General features: G+C 57.0%; 12 protein-coding genes. 7 read left to right on the top strand and 5 right to left on the bottom strand.

Annotated features, from left to right (window positions below):
- Positions 1–11: 11 nt before the first annotated feature.
- From celB to BJ885_RS09925, 3 genes are read left to right on the top strand one after another with little or no spacing between them, the layout of a single operon-like run.
- Positions 12–1,331, top strand: a complete 1,320-nt coding sequence (gene celB, locus BJ885_RS09935; protein WP_121931851.1) for a PTS cellobiose transporter subunit IIC — start codon at positions 12–14, stop codon at positions 1,329–1,331.
- Positions 1,332–1,334: 3 nt separating this feature from the next.
- On the top strand, positions 1,335–2,291 hold the full coding sequence (locus BJ885_RS09930; RefSeq protein ID WP_121931850.1) for a N(4)-(beta-N-acetylglucosaminyl)-L-asparaginase: 957 nt from the start codon (positions 1,335–1,337) through the stop codon (positions 2,289–2,291).
- Entirely contained in the window at positions 2,291–3,712 is a 1,422-nt protein-coding gene (locus tag BJ885_RS09925; protein ID WP_121931849.1) for a M17 family metallopeptidase, read from the top strand. Before BJ885_RS09930 ends, BJ885_RS09925 begins: the two co-directional genes overlap by 1 nt.
- Before the next feature lie 20 nt (positions 3,713–3,732).
- On the opposite strand, the gene BJ885_RS09920 is transcribed toward BJ885_RS09925, so the two are convergent.
- The 4 genes from BJ885_RS09920 to BJ885_RS09905 all read right to left on the bottom strand — a co-directional run bounded on the left by BJ885_RS09920 (position 3,733) and on the right by BJ885_RS09905 (position 8,188).
- Positions 3,733–4,434: a DnaA inactivator Hda gene (locus tag BJ885_RS09920; protein ID WP_211438414.1), complete on the bottom strand. Its 702-nt coding sequence runs from the start codon at positions 4,432–4,434 to the stop codon at positions 3,733–3,735.
- Positions 4,435–4,530: 96 nt separating this feature from the next.
- Positions 4,531–5,820 (bottom strand): uracil permease, encoded by a 1,290-nt coding sequence (uraA, locus tag BJ885_RS09915; RefSeq protein WP_029739962.1) that lies wholly within the window; start codon positions 5,818–5,820, stop codon positions 4,531–4,533.
- An 83-nt stretch (positions 5,821–5,903) separates the two neighbouring features.
- A complete protein-coding gene (gene upp / locus BJ885_RS09910; protein ID WP_023308769.1) occupies positions 5,904–6,530 on the bottom strand; it encodes a uracil phosphoribosyltransferase in 627 nt (208 codons plus the stop codon).
- Positions 6,531–6,757: 227 nt separating this feature from the next.
- The gene (locus tag BJ885_RS09905; RefSeq protein ID WP_121931848.1) at positions 6,758–8,188 is read right to left on the bottom strand and encodes a 6-phospho-beta-glucosidase; all 1,431 of its coding nucleotides are present in this window, start codon (positions 8,186–8,188) and stop codon (positions 6,758–6,760) included.
- 266 nt (positions 8,189–8,454) lie between these two features.
- On the opposite strand from BJ885_RS09905, the gene purM reads away from it, so the two are divergent.
- The 4 genes from purM to ppx all read left to right on the top strand — a co-directional run bounded on the left by purM (position 8,455) and on the right by ppx (position 13,940).
- Complete coding sequence (gene purM / locus BJ885_RS09900; RefSeq protein ID WP_008501643.1) at positions 8,455–9,492, top strand: phosphoribosylformylglycinamidine cyclo-ligase; 1,038 nt, start codon at positions 8,455–8,457, stop codon at positions 9,490–9,492.
- A complete protein-coding gene (purN, locus tag BJ885_RS09895; protein ID WP_023308771.1) occupies positions 9,489–10,130 on the top strand; it encodes a phosphoribosylglycinamide formyltransferase in 642 nt (213 codons plus the stop codon). Before purM ends, purN begins: the two co-directional genes overlap by 4 nt.
- 207 nt (positions 10,131–10,337) lie before the next feature.
- Entirely contained in the window at positions 10,338–12,398 is a 2,061-nt protein-coding gene (ppk1, locus tag BJ885_RS09890; RefSeq protein ID WP_121931847.1) for a polyphosphate kinase 1, read from the top strand.
- Between the two features lie 3 nt (positions 12,399–12,401).
- Positions 12,402–13,940: an exopolyphosphatase gene (ppx, locus tag BJ885_RS09885; RefSeq protein WP_023308773.1), complete on the top strand. Its 1,539-nt coding sequence runs from the start codon at positions 12,402–12,404 to the stop codon at positions 13,938–13,940.
- 4 nt (positions 13,941–13,944) lie between these two features.
- Here ppx and BJ885_RS09880 read toward each other — a convergent pair whose 3' ends face one another.
- On the bottom strand, positions 13,945–16,185 hold the full coding sequence (locus BJ885_RS09880) for an EAL domain-containing protein (protein WP_121931846.1): 2,241 nt from the start codon (positions 16,183–16,185) through the stop codon (positions 13,945–13,947).
- Positions 16,186–16,493: the final 308 nt, after the last annotated feature.

The raw sequence follows: 16,493 nt of genomic DNA, 5'->3' as shown, positions 1-16,493 counted from the left end.
CGGAGTTCACAATGAACAATGTTCTGGGATTTCTCGAAGCAAAACTGATGCCGCTGGCGGCCAAAACGGCCCAGCAGCGTCATCTTGGGGCCATTCGCGGCGCCTACGTGTCATTCATGCCGTTTATCATCGTCGGCTCTATTCTGCTGGTGATCTCGTCGTTCCCGAATCAAGCCTATCAGCAGTTTATGTCTCAGGCCTTTGGCGAGAGCTGGAGCGCCATTATCGAAATCCCGTTCAACGCGGTGTTCTCCACCATGTCGCTATTCATCAGCTTCCTGGTCGCCTTCCGCCTGGCGGAACACTACGGTGAAGACCGCATCTCCTGCGGCATCCTGGCGCTGGTTGCCTTTCTCATCCTGACGCCCTTTATCAAAGTGGCGGAAAACGGCGGTATCACCGTCATTCCGGTGGAGTGGATTGGCAGCAAAGGGCTGTTCGTGGCGATGATTAGTTCCCTGCTGTGGACGGAGCTGTTCTGCTGGCTCAAGCGCAAAAAACTGGTGATCAAAATGCCGGACGGCGTGCCTCCGGCGGTGCAGGAGTCGTTCGCCGCGCTGATCCCGGCCCTGCTGGTGATGATTCTGGTGCTGGGTATCCGCATCGTTTTTGAAAACACCCACTACAACACCATCCACCAGTTTATTTACGAAGTGGTTGCCACGCCGGTGCGCCACTACGGCACCTCTTACTTTGGCGCGCTGATGACGGTGTTCAGCATCACCATTCTGTGGTCAGTGGGCATTAACTCCGGCTCGATGATCAACGGCATCATTCGCCCGCTGTGGATGGAGAACCAGACCGACAACATCGCCGCGATTCAGGCAGGCACGACGCCGCCGCACATTATTACTGAACAGTTTTTTGACATGATCTGGATGGGCGGCGCGGGGGCCACGCTGTCGCTGGTGATTGCGATGCTGATTTTCGCCCGCAGCAAAAACATGCGTGAAGTGGCGCGCCTCGGTGCCGGGGCGTCGGTGTTTAACATCAACGAACCGATCCTGTTTGGCCTGCCGGTGATCATGAACCCGATAATGCTCATCCCGTTCAACCTGGTACCGCTGGTGCTGGTCACCGTGCAGTATTCGGCGATGAAGATTGGCGCGGTTGCCGTCACCACCGGGGTGTTTATTCCCTGGACGCTGCCGCCGGTGATTAGCGGCTTTATCGTCACCGGGCACCTGAGCGGCAGCGTGATGCAGCTTATCAACCTGCTGATTGGCGCCATGCTGTACCTGCCTTTTATGCGTATCGTGGACAAACAGTACCGCGCGGCGGAAATGGCCACCGTTACGCAAACCGACACCACCCTTGCAAAACAGGAGTAAAGCATGTGGGGAATTATCGCGACCTGGAGAATGGCGCTTGAAGGCGTTACGGAGTCTGCGTCTGCGCTGGCTGCGGGTAAACCGGTCTCTGCAGCGGTGGTGGATGCCGTCGCCGCCGTCGAAGACTTTCCGTTTTATAAATCCGTCGGCTACGGCGGGCTGCCCACCGAAAATGGCGAGGTGGAGCTGGACGCCGCCTACATGGACGGCGATACGCTAGCGTTTGGCGCCGTGGGCAACCTGGTGGATATCGCCAACCCGGTGCGCGTGGCGCATGCGTTAAGCCGCCAGCGCTACAACAGCCTGCTGGTCGGCCAGGGCGCGCGGGAATGGGCGCTGAGCCAGGGCTTTGCCGACAAAACCATGCTCACCGACCGCGCCATGCAGCACTACCGCAAACGCTGCCGCGAAACGCTGGATAAGGGCTTAAGCCCTTACGACGGGCATGACACCGTCGGCATTATTGGCCTTGATAAACAAGGGTCAATGAGCGTCGCAACCTCCACCAGCGGCCTGTTCATGAAAAAGCGTGGTCGACTCGGGGATTCGCCCATTATCGGCTCCGGCTTTTACTGCGACAGCGAAACCGGTGCCGCCACCGCAACGGGCGTCGGAGAAGATCTGATGAAAGGCTGCACCAGCTACGAAATCGTCCGCCGCATGGCGCAGGGTATGACCCCGCAGCAGGCGGCGGATTCGGTGGTATTCGAACTGGAGGACAAGCTGATGTCGCGCTTTGGCCGCGTGGGCGATCTCTCCGTGGTGTGCATGAACAACAGGGGCGAATTTGGTGCCGCCACCAACATCAAAACCTTCTCGTTCGTGGTGGCGACGGCTCGCCAGCCCCTCACCGTTTTTCGTACCGAACGCCTGCGGGAGAAAACGCATTATTACGCCGTAGACGATGAGTGGATGCAGGCCTATGCCGCGCGGATCCGCGCGCCGATTGAGGAGTCATGATGATTACGTATCAGTTTATCACCGCGCTTTCTGACGCGGCTCCGCAGAGCCATTTGATTGCCTCCGCCTCCTGTACGCATTTGCCCGAAACGGCGCTGGTCGCGGAAATGCGCGAGTCTGCCAGCATCGCTGACACCCGCTTTGGCTGCGCCCCGTTTGCCCGGATCACCCTGCTGCCGGATGCCCTGTGGCAGGATAGCCTGACCGAAGGATTACTGACGGCGCTGCGCCCGCTGCTGGCCTCGCCCGTCAGCCCCGAGCTGATACTGGACGTGACTGATATCGACGATGTGGTCCTGGCGCAGGTGCTGCGCTTTCTCTTTAATCAGGCGCACAGGCTGAGCGACCTGAAGCTGAAGAAAACGGATGAATCCACGGTGCGCCTTACGCACATTACCGCCCTCTGCCTGCCGGAACAGCCGGCAAAACTGGAGGGTGTCTTCCGCCAGCAGCAGGCCATCGCCCGCGGCATGGTCGCGGCGCGACGTCTGGCGGATACCCCGTCCGACCGCTGCACGCCGGAGTTTGTAGTGGAAGAGGCGCAAAGGCTCTGTGCCGCCTTCCCTGCCCTGCGGTGTGAAGCACTGGATGAAAAGCAGATCGTTGAGCACGGTCTGGGGCTGCTGCACGCCGTCGGCAAAGGGGCGACCTGTCCGCCGCGCCTGCTGGCGATCCATTATGACGGCGTCAACGACGGCCCGGTGCGCTGCTATGTGGGTAAAGGCATTACCTTTGATACCGGCGGCCTGTGGCTGAAGGAAGGCGCGGGCATGTACACCATGAAGTACGACATGTGCGGCGCGGCTAACGTGCTGGGCCTGATGCTGACCGTCGCAGAACTGGCGCTGCCCGTGCGCATCATGGGCGTGCTGGCGCTGGCGGAAAACGCCATTGGCCCGGACGCCATGCAGCCCGGCACGGTGGCGACGGCCTGCAACGGGACCACCGTTGAAATCAACAACACCGATGCCGAAGGCCGACTGGTGCTGGCGGACGCCATCGCCTGGGCCAGCCAGCGCCATCCGCAGGCGCGCTATATTATTGATATGGCGACCTTAACCGGCGCGGTCGTGAAGGCGCTGGGGTATGAGCTGAGCGGGCTGATGACGCAGGATGAACCGCTGCGCGCGGCGCTAACGCTGGCGGGTAAGCAGAGCGGCGATGAAGTGTGGTCCCTGCCGCTGGACGCCCGGCTGAAAAAGCAGACCGATAGCGCGATTGCCGATCTGTGCAACACGCCGACCAACAATGCGGCGATCAGCGCCTCGGCGGCGTGGCTGCTGCACCACTTCTGCCCGCCAGCTATTCCGTGGGCGCATCTGGACATTAGCGGTACGGCGCTGTGGCGAGAAAACGGACGTAGCATGGCGTCGGGAAGACCGATTCCGATGCTGGTGGAGCACCTGATGGGAGATCTTTAGCCGCCACCGGGCGAACAAACTCAAAGCTTGAGAATATCTTTCACAAACGGAATGGTCAGCTTGCGCTGGGCGGTAATGGAGGCGCGATCGAGCTGATCGAGCGTGTCAAACAGCGTGCGCATTTCCCTGTCCAGGCGCTTGAGCAGGAAGCGCCCCACGTCCTCCGGCAGCTCAAACCCACGCTGCTTTGCGCGCAGCTGTAACGCCTGAAGCTTATCTTCATCCGACAGCGGCTGGAGCTTATAGATTTGTCCCCAGTCCAGACGAGACGCCAGGTCCGGCAGCCCCAGATTGAGCTGGCGAGGCGGACGATCGCCGGTGATCAGCAGCCGGGTTTTACCCGATTCCAGAATGCGATTGTAGAGGTTAAAGATCGCCATTTCCCACGGCTCATCACCCGCCACGCATTCGATATTATCGATGCAGACCAGCGAGAGATGTTCCATTCCCTCCAGCACCTCAGGCACGAACCAGGTGCGTTTATCCAGCGGCACGTAGCCTACCGCATCACCGCGCGCCGAAAGCTCCGCGCAGGCGGCATGCAGCAGGTGGCTGCGCCCCGCGCCTTCGCGTGACCAGATATAGATGTATCCGCTGTGATCCTGGCGCAGCACGTTTTGCAGTGCAGCCAGTAAAGAGGGGTTATCACCCGGCCAGAAACTCGCGAAAGTTTCGTCGTCAGGGAGATAGAGTGGCAGAGAGAGCTGTGCCGGTCCGTTCAGAAATACCTCAACCAGAGATCCTACGTAAAATCGGAATGGAGTTTAACACGGAACCTGCAAGGAGAGAACCGGGCGATCCCTCGCCCGACTTTTCGATCAATGTGGTGCTTTTTCGCTGTCGTCCGCGTCGAGAATTTCTTCTTCCGGGCGGATGACCGAGATCAGCTTGAAGATCAGACTCAGGCCCACGCCGACGATGGTCGCCAGCGCCATGCCCTTCAGCTCGGCCGCACCGATGTGCACCTTCGCGCCGCTCACGCCGATGATCAGGATAACGGAGGTCAGGATCAGGTTTTGCGCTTTGCTGTAATCCACTTTGGATTCAATCAGCACGCGAATACCGGAGGCACCGATCACGCCGTACAGCAGCAGAGAAACGCCGCCCATTACCGGCACCGGAATGATCTGAATCGCTGCCGCCAGCTTGCCGACGCAGGAGAGCAGAATGGCGATGATCGCCGCGCCGCCGATAACCCAGGTACTGTAGACGCGGGTAATTGCCATCACGCCGATGTTCTCACCGTAGGTGGTGTTTGGCGTGGAGCCAAAGAAACCGGAGATGATGGTGGAGAAACCGTTCGCAAACATGGAGCGGTGCAGGCCCGGGTCGCGGATTAAATCGCGCTTAACGATGTTCGCCGTCACCACCAGGTGGCCGACGTGCTCCGCAATCACCACCAGCGCCGCAGGCAGAATGGTGAAAATAGCAAACCATTCAAAGCGTGGCGTATAGAAGGTTGGCAGGGCGAACCAGTGGGCCTGTGCAATCGGGGTGGTGTCCACCACGCCCATCGCGAAGGAGAGCGCATAGCCCGCCAGCACGCCGATCAGGATCGGAATAATCGCCATGAAGCCGCGGAACAGCACGGAGCCAAACACCGTTACGCCCAGCGTCACCAGCGAGATGATAATGGTTTTGGAATCCGGTGACTGGCCGTCAGCAGGCAGCAGGCCGGCCATATTCGCCGCGACGCCCGCCAGTTCCAGACCGATGACCGCAACGATTGCCCCCATCGCCGCAGGCGGGAACATCACGTCCAGCCAGCCGGTACCGGCTTTCTTCACAATGAAGGACACCACGCAGAACAGGACGCCACACATGATAAAGCCGCCCAGCGCGACTTCATAACCCAGCGGCAGCAGCAGTAACACCGGCGAAATAAAGGCGAAGCTCGACCCGAGATACGCCGGGATTTTGCCTTTACAGATAAAGAGGTACAGCAGCGTACCGATGCCGTTGAACAGCAGCACGGTGGCCGGGTTAATGTGGAACAGGATTGGCACCAGCACGGTTGCGCCAAACATGGCGAACAGGTGCTGCAAACTAAGCGGGATAGTCTGTAAAAGCGGCGGTCTTTCACTCACCCCGATAGCACGGCGCGTCATAGTGTTTTCCTCTGTGTAGTATTGTTGGTGTTTTATTCAAAAAAAAGCCGACTATCAAAGTCGGCTTATTTATCGTTATTCGATTATTTCGTACCAAAGATCTTATCGCCGGCATCGCCGAGCCCTGGGATGATGTACCCGTGCTCGTTCAGGCCCTGGTCGATAGAGGCGGTATACAGCTCAACGTCCGGGTGCGCTTTTTCCAGCGCCGCGATCCCTTCCGGAGCGGCAACCAGTACCAGCACCTTAATGCTGTTACAGCCCGCGTTTTTCAGCAGGTCGATGGTAGCGATCATAGAGCCACCGGTTGCGAGCATTGGGTCAACCACCAGCGCCATGCGCTCGTCGATGTTAGACACCAGCTTCTGGAAGTAAGGAACCGGCTCAAGGGTTTCTTCGTTACGGTAGATCCCGACCACGCTGATACGCGCGCTTGGCACGTGCTCCAGCACGCCTTCCATCATGCCGAGACCAGCACGCAGAATTGGCACCACGGTAATTTTCTTACCTTTGATCTGCTCAACCTGCACAGGGCCGTTCCAGCCTTCGATGGTGACTTTTTCTGTTTCCAGATCAGAGGTCGCTTCGTAGGTCAGCAGGCTGCCGACTTCAGATGCCAGTTCGCGAAAACGCTTCGTGCTGATGTCATGCTCACGCATCAGGCCCAACTTGTGTTTAACGAGTGGGTGTTTCACTTCCACAATCTTCATTCTCTTTCTCCTCTGAGGTGGCGTCCGCAAAAAAATCGCGGGATTATACCGCTTTTTTCGGATTAGGCCATACCCATGTTGCTTGACGTATATCAAGCAAAGTGATTTAGAGACAAAAAAACCGGAGGCGAGGCTCCGGCTTGGGGGCGGGGTTCTGCCCGGTGGCGCTGCGCTTACGCTGGCCTACGTGTATTGTAGGACGGGTAAGCGTTAGCGCCACCCGACAATTACAGGTTATCGCCGTTGCTCGCAATCACCTGCTTATACCAGCCGAACGATTTCTTCTTACTGCGGTTCAGCGTACCGTTCCCTTCATTGTCTTTATCCACAAAGATAAAGCCGTAGCGTTTTTTCATTTCGCCCGTTCCGGCAGACACCAGGTCGATACAGCCCCACGGGGTGTAGCCCATCAGGTCTACGCCATCCTCCACTACCGCTTTTTTCATCTCGCGAATGTGGGCGGCCAGGTAGTCAATTCGGTACTGGTCGTTCACCGTGCCGTCGCTCTCCTGCACGTCGATCGCGCCAAAGCCGTTCTCAACGATAAACAGCGGCAGCTGGTAGTGATCCCAGAACCAGTTGAGGGAGTAGCGAAGCCCCACCGGGTCAATCTGCCAGCCCCAGTCGGATTTCTGCACGTACGGGTTAGAGACCAGGCTCTTGCTTTCGTCGTAATCCAGCTGCGGGTTGTCCGCCGTCGCCTTGGTGGCGAAGGACATGTAGTAGCTGAAGCCGATGTAATCGACGCAGCCCTGTTTCAGCGCGGCTTTATCCTCTTCGGTTATATCCAACGCGAAGCCGCGACGTTCGAAGTAGTTGAGCAGGTGCTGCGGGTACCTGCCGCGCACGTGCACGTCGGTGAACCAGTAGCGGCGATGCATGGCGTTCATCGCCATCATCATATCGTCCGGCGCGCAGGTCAGCGGGTAGATAGGACACATGGCAATCATGCAGCCAATCTGCAGCGACGGGTTAATCTCGCGCCCCGCCTTCACCGCCAGGGCGCTGGCCACCAGCTCATAGTGCGCCGCCTGGAACATCACCGGCTCGCGGTCTTCACCCGGCGCGTACTTCAGCCCGGAGTTCGTGAACGGCGCAAAGTCTTCGTGGAAGTTAGCCTGGTTATTGATCTCGTTGAAGGTCATCCAGTACTTCACTTTATGCTGGTAGCGCTGGAACACCACTTTTGCAAAACGAACGAAGAAGTCGATCAGCTTACGGTTGCGCCAGCCGCCGTATTCGGTGACCAGATGGAAAGGCATCTCGAAGTGAGAAAGAGTGATAACCGGTTCGATGCCGTACTTCAGGCACTCGTCGAACAGATCGTCATAGAATTTCAGGCCAGCCTCGTTAGGCTCAAGCTCGTCGCCTTTCGGGAAGATCCGCGTCCAGGCAATAGAGGTGCGGAAGCATTTGAAGCCCATCTCGGCAAAGAGTTTGATGTCTTCTTTATAGCGGTGGTAGAAATCAATGGCTTCATGGTTAGGGTAATTTTTCCCCTCCAGCACGCCGTTGGTGATTTCACGCGGCACGCCGTGCGCCCCCGCGGTCATCACATCGGCCACGCTCACGCCCTTGCCGCCCTCTTTCCAGCCGCCTTCCAGCTGGTGCGCCGCAACGGCCCCGCCCCACAGAAAATCTGCTTTAAATCCTGACATTCGCTTTCCCTCATTCTGCGTTATTTTCTGCAAAAACAATTACAGAAACCGGTTTCAGTTCGATGATGTGCAAAGGGCATAGCTGTTGCAAGCAGTTCTCAGAAACCGGTTTCATTTTCGTGAACAGAGTCAAGTTTGGCTGCATTCACGAGGCACACAGAAAAAAAGATCCCCACGCCCAGAATAGGCTCGCAAACGTTTGCCTGGACTGTTAGAATTGCGCCGATTTTTCTTACTAGCTATGCAATCGCGTGGGGATTTAAGCCGTGACCAACAAAACTTCTCTCAGCTACAAAGATGCCGGTGTTGATATTGACGCAGGTAATGCGCTGGTTGACCGAATCAAAGGTGTGGTGAAAAAAACCCGCCGCCCGGAAGTGATGGGTGGTCTGGGTGGATTCGGCGCACTGTGCGCGCTGCCGCAAAAATATCGTGAACCTGTTCTGGTCTCGGGTACCGACGGTGTAGGCACTAAACTGCGCCTGGCGATGGATTTAAAACGTCACGACACGATCGGTATCGATCTGGTCGCGATGTGCGTGAATGACCTGGTGGTACAGGGCGCAGAGCCGCTGTTCTTCCTCGATTACTACGCGACCGGCAAACTGGACGTGGATACCGCAGCCAGCGTGATTAACGGTATCGCCGAAGGCTGTCTGCAGTCCGGCTGTGCGCTGGTCGGTGGTGAAACCGCGGAAATGCCGGGCATGTATCACGGCGAAGATTATGACGTCGCGGGCTTCTGCGTCGGCGTAGTAGAAAAATCAGAAATTATCGACGGCAGCAAAGTGGCCGATGGCGATGTGCTGATCGCGCTGGCCTCCAGCGGCCCGCACTCCAACGGCTACTCCCTGGTGCGTAAAATCCTCGAAGTGAGCGGCTGTGACCCGCTGACGACCGAACTCGACGGTAAACCGCTGGCCGACCATCTGCTGGCGCCGACCCGCATCTACGTGAAAAACGTGCTTGAGCTTATCGAGAACGTCGATGTTCACGCTATCGCTCACCTGACCGGCGGCGGCTTCTGGGAAAACATTCCGCGCGTCCTGCCGGACAACACCCAGGCGGTGATCGACGAATCGTCATGGCAGTGGCCAGCCGTGTTTAACTGGCTGCAGACCGCGGGCAACGTAAGCTCTCACGAAATGTACCGCACCTTTAACTGCGGCGTGGGCATGGTTATCGCCCTGCCGGCAAGCGAAGCGGATAAAGCGGTTAAGCTGCTGACTGAAAAAGGTGAAAACGCGTGGAAAATCGGTACGATTAAAGCTTCCGATTCCGAACAGCGTGTGGTCATTGAATGAAAAACATCGTGGTGCTCATTTCCGGCAACGGAAGCAATTTGCAGGCCATCATAGACGCCTGCAAACAGAAGAAAATCAATGGCACCATTCGGGCAGTTTTCAGCAACAAGGCCGACGCGTTCGGCCTTGAGCGCGCGCGGGAAGCGAACATTCCCGCGCACGCGCTGGAAGCCAGCCAGTTCGCCGGGCGTGAAGCCTTTGACCGCGAGCTGGTGCATGAGATTGATGCCTACGCGCCGGACGTGGTCGTGCTGGCGGGCTATATGCGTATTCTGAGCCCGGCCTTCGTCGAACACTTCGCTGGTCGTCTGCTGAATATCCACCCTTCCCTGCTGCCAAAATATCCCGGCCTGCATACCCATCGTCAGGTTCTGGAAAACGGCGATGAGGAGCACGGTACCTCCGTGCATTTCGTTACCGACGAGCTGGACGGCGGCCCGGTGATCCTGCAGGCGAAAGTTCCGGTCTTTGACGGCGACAGCGAAGAAGACGTGACCGAACGCGTGCAGACCCAGGAACACGCCATTTACCCGCTGGTGGTCAGCTGGTTTGTCGACGGGCGTCTCGAGATGCGCGACGGCGCAGCCTGGCTGGACGGCGTGAAGTTACCCCCGCAGGGTTATGCGGCGGAAGAGTAGTTTGTTATGTCGGGTGGCGCTGCTGCGCTTACCCGACCTGTACATTGCATTACCCGATATTCCCTTCTCCAACCTTCTAAAATCCCCAACAAAAAAAATAACTGTCATACTTTTCTGGCACTGTTGGACATATCGTGGAAATGCTCGCCATAATAAGGACGAGACGGATTTACCACGTCCTGTGATTGAACTGGAGTGTGAGCTGTAATGGGTCAGGAAAAGTTATATATCGAGAAAGAGCTAAGCTGGTTAGCATTTAACGAACGTGTACTCCAGGAAGCGGCAGACAAAAGTAACCCGCTGATCGAGCGCATGCGTTTTTTGGGCATTTATTCCAACAACCTGGATGAGTTCTACAAGGTTCGCTTTGCCGAGCTGAAAAGACGCATCATCATCAGCGAAGAACAGGGCTTAAACTCGCACTCGCGGCATCTGCTGGGCAAAATCCAGTCCCGCGTGCTGAAAGCCGATCAGGAATTTGACGGCCTGTATAACGAACTGCTGCTGGAGATGGCGCGCAATCAAATCTTCCTGATTAACGAACGCCAGCTTTCCGTTAACCAACAAAACTGGCTGCGCCACTACTTCAAACACTACCTGCGCCAGCACATTACCCCGATTCTGATCAACCGCGAAACCGATCTGGTACAGTTCCTGAAGGATGACTACACCTACCTGGCGGTGGAAATTATTCGCGGTGATTCCATCCGTTACGCGCTGCTGGAGATCCCGTCCGACAAGGTGCCGCGCTTTGTGAACCTGCCGCCGGAAACCCCGCGCAGACGCAAGCCGATGATCCTGCTGGACAACATCCTGCGCTACTGTCTGGACGACATCTTCAAAGGCTTCTTCGATTACGATGCGTTAAACGCCTACTCGATGAAGATGACCCGTGACGCCGAATATGACCTGGTGCACGAGATGGAAGCCAGCATGATGGAGCTGATGTCCTCCAGCCTGAAACAGCGCCTGACGGCCGAGCCGGTGCGCTTTGTTTATCAGCGCGATATGCCGGACGCCATGGTGGAGATGCTGCGCGATAAACTGACCATTTCGCGCTATGACTCCATCGTACCGGGCGGTCGTTACCACAACTTTAAAGACTTTATTGGCTTCCCGAACGTCGGCAAAGCCAATCTGGTGAACAAGCCGCTGCCGCGCCTGCGCCATCTGTGGTTCGATAAATTCCGCAACGGATTCGACGCCATCCGCGAACGCGATGTGCTGCTCTACTATCCGTACCACACCTTCGAGCACGTGCTGGAGCTGCTGCGTCAGGCCTCGTTCGACCCGAGCGTGCTGGCGATCAAAATCAACATCTACCGCGTGGCAAAAGATTCCCGCATCATCGACGCGATGATCCATGCGGCGCACAACGCCAAAAAAGTCACCGTGGTGGTTGAGCTGCAGGCGCGCTTCGACGAAGAGGCGAACATTCACTGGGCGCGCCGTCTGACGGAAGCCGGTGTGCACGTCATCTTCTCCGCGCCGGGGCTAAAAATTCACGCCAAGCTGTTCCTCATCTCCCGCAAAGAGGGCGACGATGTGGTGCGTTATGCCCACATCGGTACCGGGAACTTTAACGAGAAAACGGCGCGAATTTATACCGACTACTCGCTCTTAACCGCCGATGCCCGCATCACTAACGAAGTGCGCCGGGTCTTTAACTTTATCGAAAACCCGTACCGTCCGGTGAGCTTCGACTATCTGCTGGTCTCGCCGCAGAACTCGCGCCGTCTGCTGTACGATATGATCGATAAAGAGATCGCCAATGCCCAGAAAGGGCTGTCGTCCGGCATCACGCTGAAACTCAACAACCTTGTCGACAAAGGGCTGGTGGACAGGCTGTACGCGGCGTCCAGCTCCGGCGTTCCGGTTAATCTGCTGATCCGCGGCATGTGCTCGCTGATCCCGGAACTGGAAGGCATCAGCGACAATATTCGCGTAATCAGCATTGTTGACCGTTACCTGGAACACGATCGGATCTATATTTTTGATAATGCGGGTGATAAACAGGTCTATCTCTCTTCGGCAGACTGGATGACGCGCAATATTGACTACCGAATTGAAGTCGCGGCACCGCTGCTGGATCCGCGTCTGAAGCAGCAGATCCTCGACATCATCGAGATTCTGTTCAGCGATACCGTGAAAGCACGCTATATCGACAAAGAACTCAGTAACCGCTATGTGCCGCGCGGCAACCGCCGCAAGGTGCGGTCGCAACTGGCGATTTACGACTATATCAAATCACTCGAGCAACCCGATTAACCTATGCCGATAAATGATAAGACCCCACGCCCGCAGGAATTCGCCGCGGTCGACCTTGGCTCTAACAGTTTCCACATGGTCATCGCCCGTGAGGTGGATGGCGCGCTGCAGATCATCGGTCGTCTGAAGCAGCGCGTACACCTGGCGGATGGCCTTGATGAACGCAGCATGCTCAGCGAAGAGGCAATGGAGCGTGGGTTAAACTGCCTGTCGCTGTTTGCTGAACGCCTGCAGGGCTTCTCGCCCTCCAGCGTGTGCATCGTGGGCACCCACACCCTGCGCCAGGCCCTGAACGCCCCGGAGTTCCTCAAGCGGGCCGAAAAGGTGATCCCCTACCCGATTGAGATCATCTCCGGCAACGAGGAAGCGCGTCTGATTTTCATGGGCGTTGAGCACACCCAGCCGGAAAAAGGGCGCAAGCTGGTTATCGATATCGGCGGCGGTTCAACGGAGCTGGTCATCGGCGAAGACTTTGAGCCGCGCCTGGTGGAAAGCCGCCGTATGGGCTGCGTCAGCTTCGCGCAGATGTATTTCCCGGGCGGCACCATCACCCGCGAGAACTTCCAGCGCGCGCGTATGGCGGCCGTTCAGAAGCTGGAAAATCTGGCCTGGCAGTACCGTATTCAGGGCTGGAACGTGGCGCTGGGCGCGTCGGGCACCATCAAGGCGGCGCATGAAGTGCTGCTGGCGATGGGTGAAAAAGACGGGTTCATCACGCCCGAACGCCTGACGTTGCTGACCGAAGAAGTGCTGAAGCATAAAAGTTTTGACGCTTTAAGCCTGCCGGGTCTTTCCGACGAGCGTAAAGCGGTATTCGTGCCGGGGCTGGCTATTCTCTGCGGCGTGTTTGATGCCCTCGCCATAAAAGAGCTGCGTCTGTCGGACGGCGCGCTGCGTGAAGGCGTGTTGTATGAGATGGAAGGCCGTTTCCGCCATCAGGATATTCGCAGCCGCACCGCGCAAAGCCTGGCCAACCAGTACAACATTGACCGTGAACAGGCGAAGCGCGTGCTGGACACCACGGTGCAGATGTACGAACAGTGGCAGGAGCAGAATCCGAAGCTCGCGCACCCGCAGCTTGCCGCGCTGTTGAAATGGGCCGCGATGCTGCACGAGGTGGGGCTGAACATCAACCACAGCGGGATGCACCGCCATTCGGCCTATATTCTGCAAAACAGCGATCTGCCTGGCTTCAACCAGGAGCAGCAAACCATGATGGCGACCCTGGTGCGTTATCACCGCAAAGCCATCAAGCTCGACGACCTGCCGCGCTTTACGCTGTTCAAGAAAAAACAGTTCCTGCCGCTTATTCAGCTGCTGCGTCTGGGCGTGCTGCTCAATAACCAGCGTCAGGCGACAACGACGCCCCCAACGTTAAAACTGAAAACAGACGACCATCACTGGACGCTGAGCTTCCCGCACGACTGGTTTAGCCAGAACGCGCTGGTTCTGCTGGACCTGGAAAAAGAGCAGCAGTACTGGGAAGCGGTCACCGGCTGGCTGCTCAAAATTGAAGAAGAGAGCGCCGACGTCGCCGCGTAACGGCTCAGGCGTCCGCGGTGGACGCCTCTGCTTCCAGCAGTGACTCAAGCGGTGCCGGTCTGCCAATCAGATAACCCTGCACATAATCGATGCCTAGCGCGTGAACCGCGCTACGTATCTCTTCGCTTTCGACATACTCCGCCACCACCAGCATCTTCTTCATGCGCGCCAGATGGCAGATAGACGCCACAATCTGATAATCCAGACTGTTGTTGACGATATTGCGAATAAAGCTGCCGTCAATCTTGAGAATATCCGCGTCCACGCTTTTCAGGCGCGCATAGCTCGCATAGCCGGTGCCAAAATCATCAATCGCAATACGTCCCCCCATTTTCTGCAGCTGCCGGAGGATGTGTAGCGCCTGCTCCGCATTGCAAAAGGTGCTGCACTCCGTCACTTCAAAGATCAGCTGCCACGGCTCAATGGCGTATTTCGCCAACAGGCGACTCACCTCAAGCGGAAACTGCACCCGACACACGGTCGACGGGGCCAGATTAATGGCAAAGCGCTGGCCGGGCAGTCTTTCGCGATGCGCGGCGAGAAAGCCCAGGGTGTGCTCCAGCACCCACAAATCTACCCGCGAAGACAGACCAAACTCCTGCGCGACGGGCAGGAATTGATCGGGGGAGATCAATAGCCCGTTTACATCCGGCATCCGGAGCAGGACTTCGTGATAGCAATCGCCACGCAGGCCGCGAACGGGTTGAACCAGCAGGGTGAATTCGTTGTTATCAAGCGCCTTTTGCAGGCGGCTCATCATCGCGACTTTATCCTTCAGGTTGCGCTGCAAATGGACGGCCCCACGCTGCTGAAGATTTTCCGGATGGTTGGAGGAGAGCGACAGGTCGGCAACCACGCCCAGCTCGCCCAGCACCAGATAAAGATGGTTAACCGGGGACCGGACATAGCAATAGCTCACACCCACCTGCGGCTGCAGCGGCATGCCGTCCCAGACAAAGCGGAACTGCTTGATATGCTCGTCCAGGGCTTCAATCCGCTGCTGGTGCGATTCCGCGTTAAGTCGTACCGCCAGGTCATACCCGGTCAGGTGATACACCAGCTCATTGGGCTGGAGAATGCCATTCACCCACTGCGCCAGCTGCTGCTTGTACTGAATCCGCAGCAACACGCCGTAATTTCGGCCCAGAATTTCCAGCTCTGGAATGCGCAGCAGGCAGAGCGCCGACCACGGGTTTTTCGCCAGATCGCGCGACAGCGCCCGCAGGTTAGGCATATGGACGACCGGGTCGAGCAGCGCCAGCCTGCGTGAGCGTTTGTTCGCCGCGCGCTGCCGGGTCGCCAGCATCGACATATAAATCACCACGAAGGAGAAGACCAGGTAACTGGAAGAGGTGATCGCCAGCTGAATGTCATACCCCGGATTTACCGGGATATAGCGGTAAAAATAGTGAATAGACACCAGCAGTATCGGCGTCCAGATAAGCGAAATCAGCTTATAGCCAAAACGCATCGCGCCCCAGAGCATCACCGGCATCAGCAGGGAAAGAGTGTAGTTGGTGGTGAAAATGGAGCTGTTCTCATTCATCGGAATCAGCAGCAGCGAAAGCAGCCCGCCAAGCGCGATAGCCCACACCAACAACTCAACGACCGTTACCTTTTTGTCTATCTCGGAACGGATCTGTGAGAGAAGGCTTTTGATATAGCGCGGATGACGAAGCAGACGGATCAGCAGATAGCTCAGCGGCACGCCCGTCAGCCCGCTGACCAGCAGCGTCTGATAGTTGATGAGCGTGCGAATATTGAGGGGATTTAATCCTGCAAGGCTCTGACGGCTCTCATACACGCCTAAATACACCGCAAACTGAAACAGCACCAGAAAAAGCGTCGCGGGGCAGAAGACTTGCCAGAAGATGCGCTGCGCCATCAGCCGCACGTCGCCGTACGCGGTCATATTCCGTCTGGGCGCAAACACCCGGTAACCACCCCAGCTGAGCACTAAAGGTACGACAAAATGGAGGACCCCCGCAACGGTTTCAAACATCCCGACCGACGGGTAATAGCGGATAAACAGCGACAATACGATCCCGGGCAGCGCTTCCAGGCCAAAGAACATCATCAGTGAAAGCAAAAATGAGAGGGGTAAATAATAGAGTGCCGCAATGCCGTCGCCCAGCTGCGTGAATGTATTCGCGACGCTCAGCACGGGAAGTAAAACCACAGGCAAAATAAGCGGTAATGCCCACCAGCGGTTTTCATTTTTTTTCAGGAAAGCCAGAATGTTCATAGATGCCCGGTTAAACCCCTTTCGCTCCAGAGGGAAAATAAAGACAGGCATCCAACCTGACGTACGCGCCGCCCGGCGGCGTGCGGGGCGAACAGTATGGAGGAAGGATTTTAAATATCAGGGCCGGGAAGCCGTTGACTTAAATCAAACTACTTTACGCAAATAACTTTTTGCGGCGTTTTTTTGAAATTATTTTCTTCATATTATCAATATGGTAAATGCATTAATTAATTTCAATAACATTAATCAATGTAAACATTGACGGTTATTTACACACATCAGAATTGACCCCATCTTCCCGCTGTGCC

Source organism: Enterobacter sp. WP_7_1, from assembly GCF_003688535.1.
GTDB classification, from domain to species: Bacteria; Pseudomonadota; Gammaproteobacteria; order Enterobacterales; family Enterobacteriaceae; genus Enterobacter; species Enterobacter asburiae.
This window is presented reverse-complemented; position numbering and strand designations above follow the sequence as displayed.

What these genes read in the sequence shown, in the direction of transcription:
- BJ885_RS09930 (WP_121931850.1), top strand. Translation starts at nt 1,335, where the DNA reads ATGTGGGGAATTATCGCGACCTGGAGAATGGCGCTTGAAGGCGTTACG.
- BJ885_RS09905 (WP_121931848.1), bottom strand. Translation starts at nt 8,188, where the DNA reads ATGTCAGGATTTAAAGCAGATTTTCTGTGGGGCGGGGCCGTTGCGGCG.
- upp (WP_023308769.1), bottom strand. Translation starts at nt 6,530, where the DNA reads ATGAAGATTGTGGAAGTGAAACACCCACTCGTTAAACACAAGTTGGGC.
- ppx (WP_023308773.1), top strand. Translation starts at nt 12,402, where the DNA reads ATGCCGATAAATGATAAGACCCCACGCCCGCAGGAATTCGCCGCGGTC.
- purN (WP_023308771.1), top strand. Translation starts at nt 9,489, where the DNA reads ATGAAAAACATCGTGGTGCTCATTTCCGGCAACGGAAGCAATTTGCAG.
- ppk1 (WP_121931847.1), top strand. Translation starts at nt 10,338, where the DNA reads ATGGGTCAGGAAAAGTTATATATCGAGAAAGAGCTAAGCTGGTTAGCA.
- uraA (WP_029739962.1), bottom strand. Translation starts at nt 5,820, where the DNA reads ATGACGCGCCGTGCTATCGGGGTGAGTGAAAGACCGCCGCTTTTACAG.
- celB (WP_121931851.1), top strand. Translation starts at nt 12, where the DNA reads ATGAACAATGTTCTGGGATTTCTCGAAGCAAAACTGATGCCGCTGGCG.
- BJ885_RS09880 (WP_121931846.1), bottom strand. Translation starts at nt 16,185, where the DNA reads ATGAACATTCTGGCTTTCCTGAAAAAAAATGAAAACCGCTGGTGGGCA.
- BJ885_RS09925 (WP_121931849.1), top strand. Translation starts at nt 2,291, where the DNA reads ATGATTACGTATCAGTTTATCACCGCGCTTTCTGACGCGGCTCCGCAG.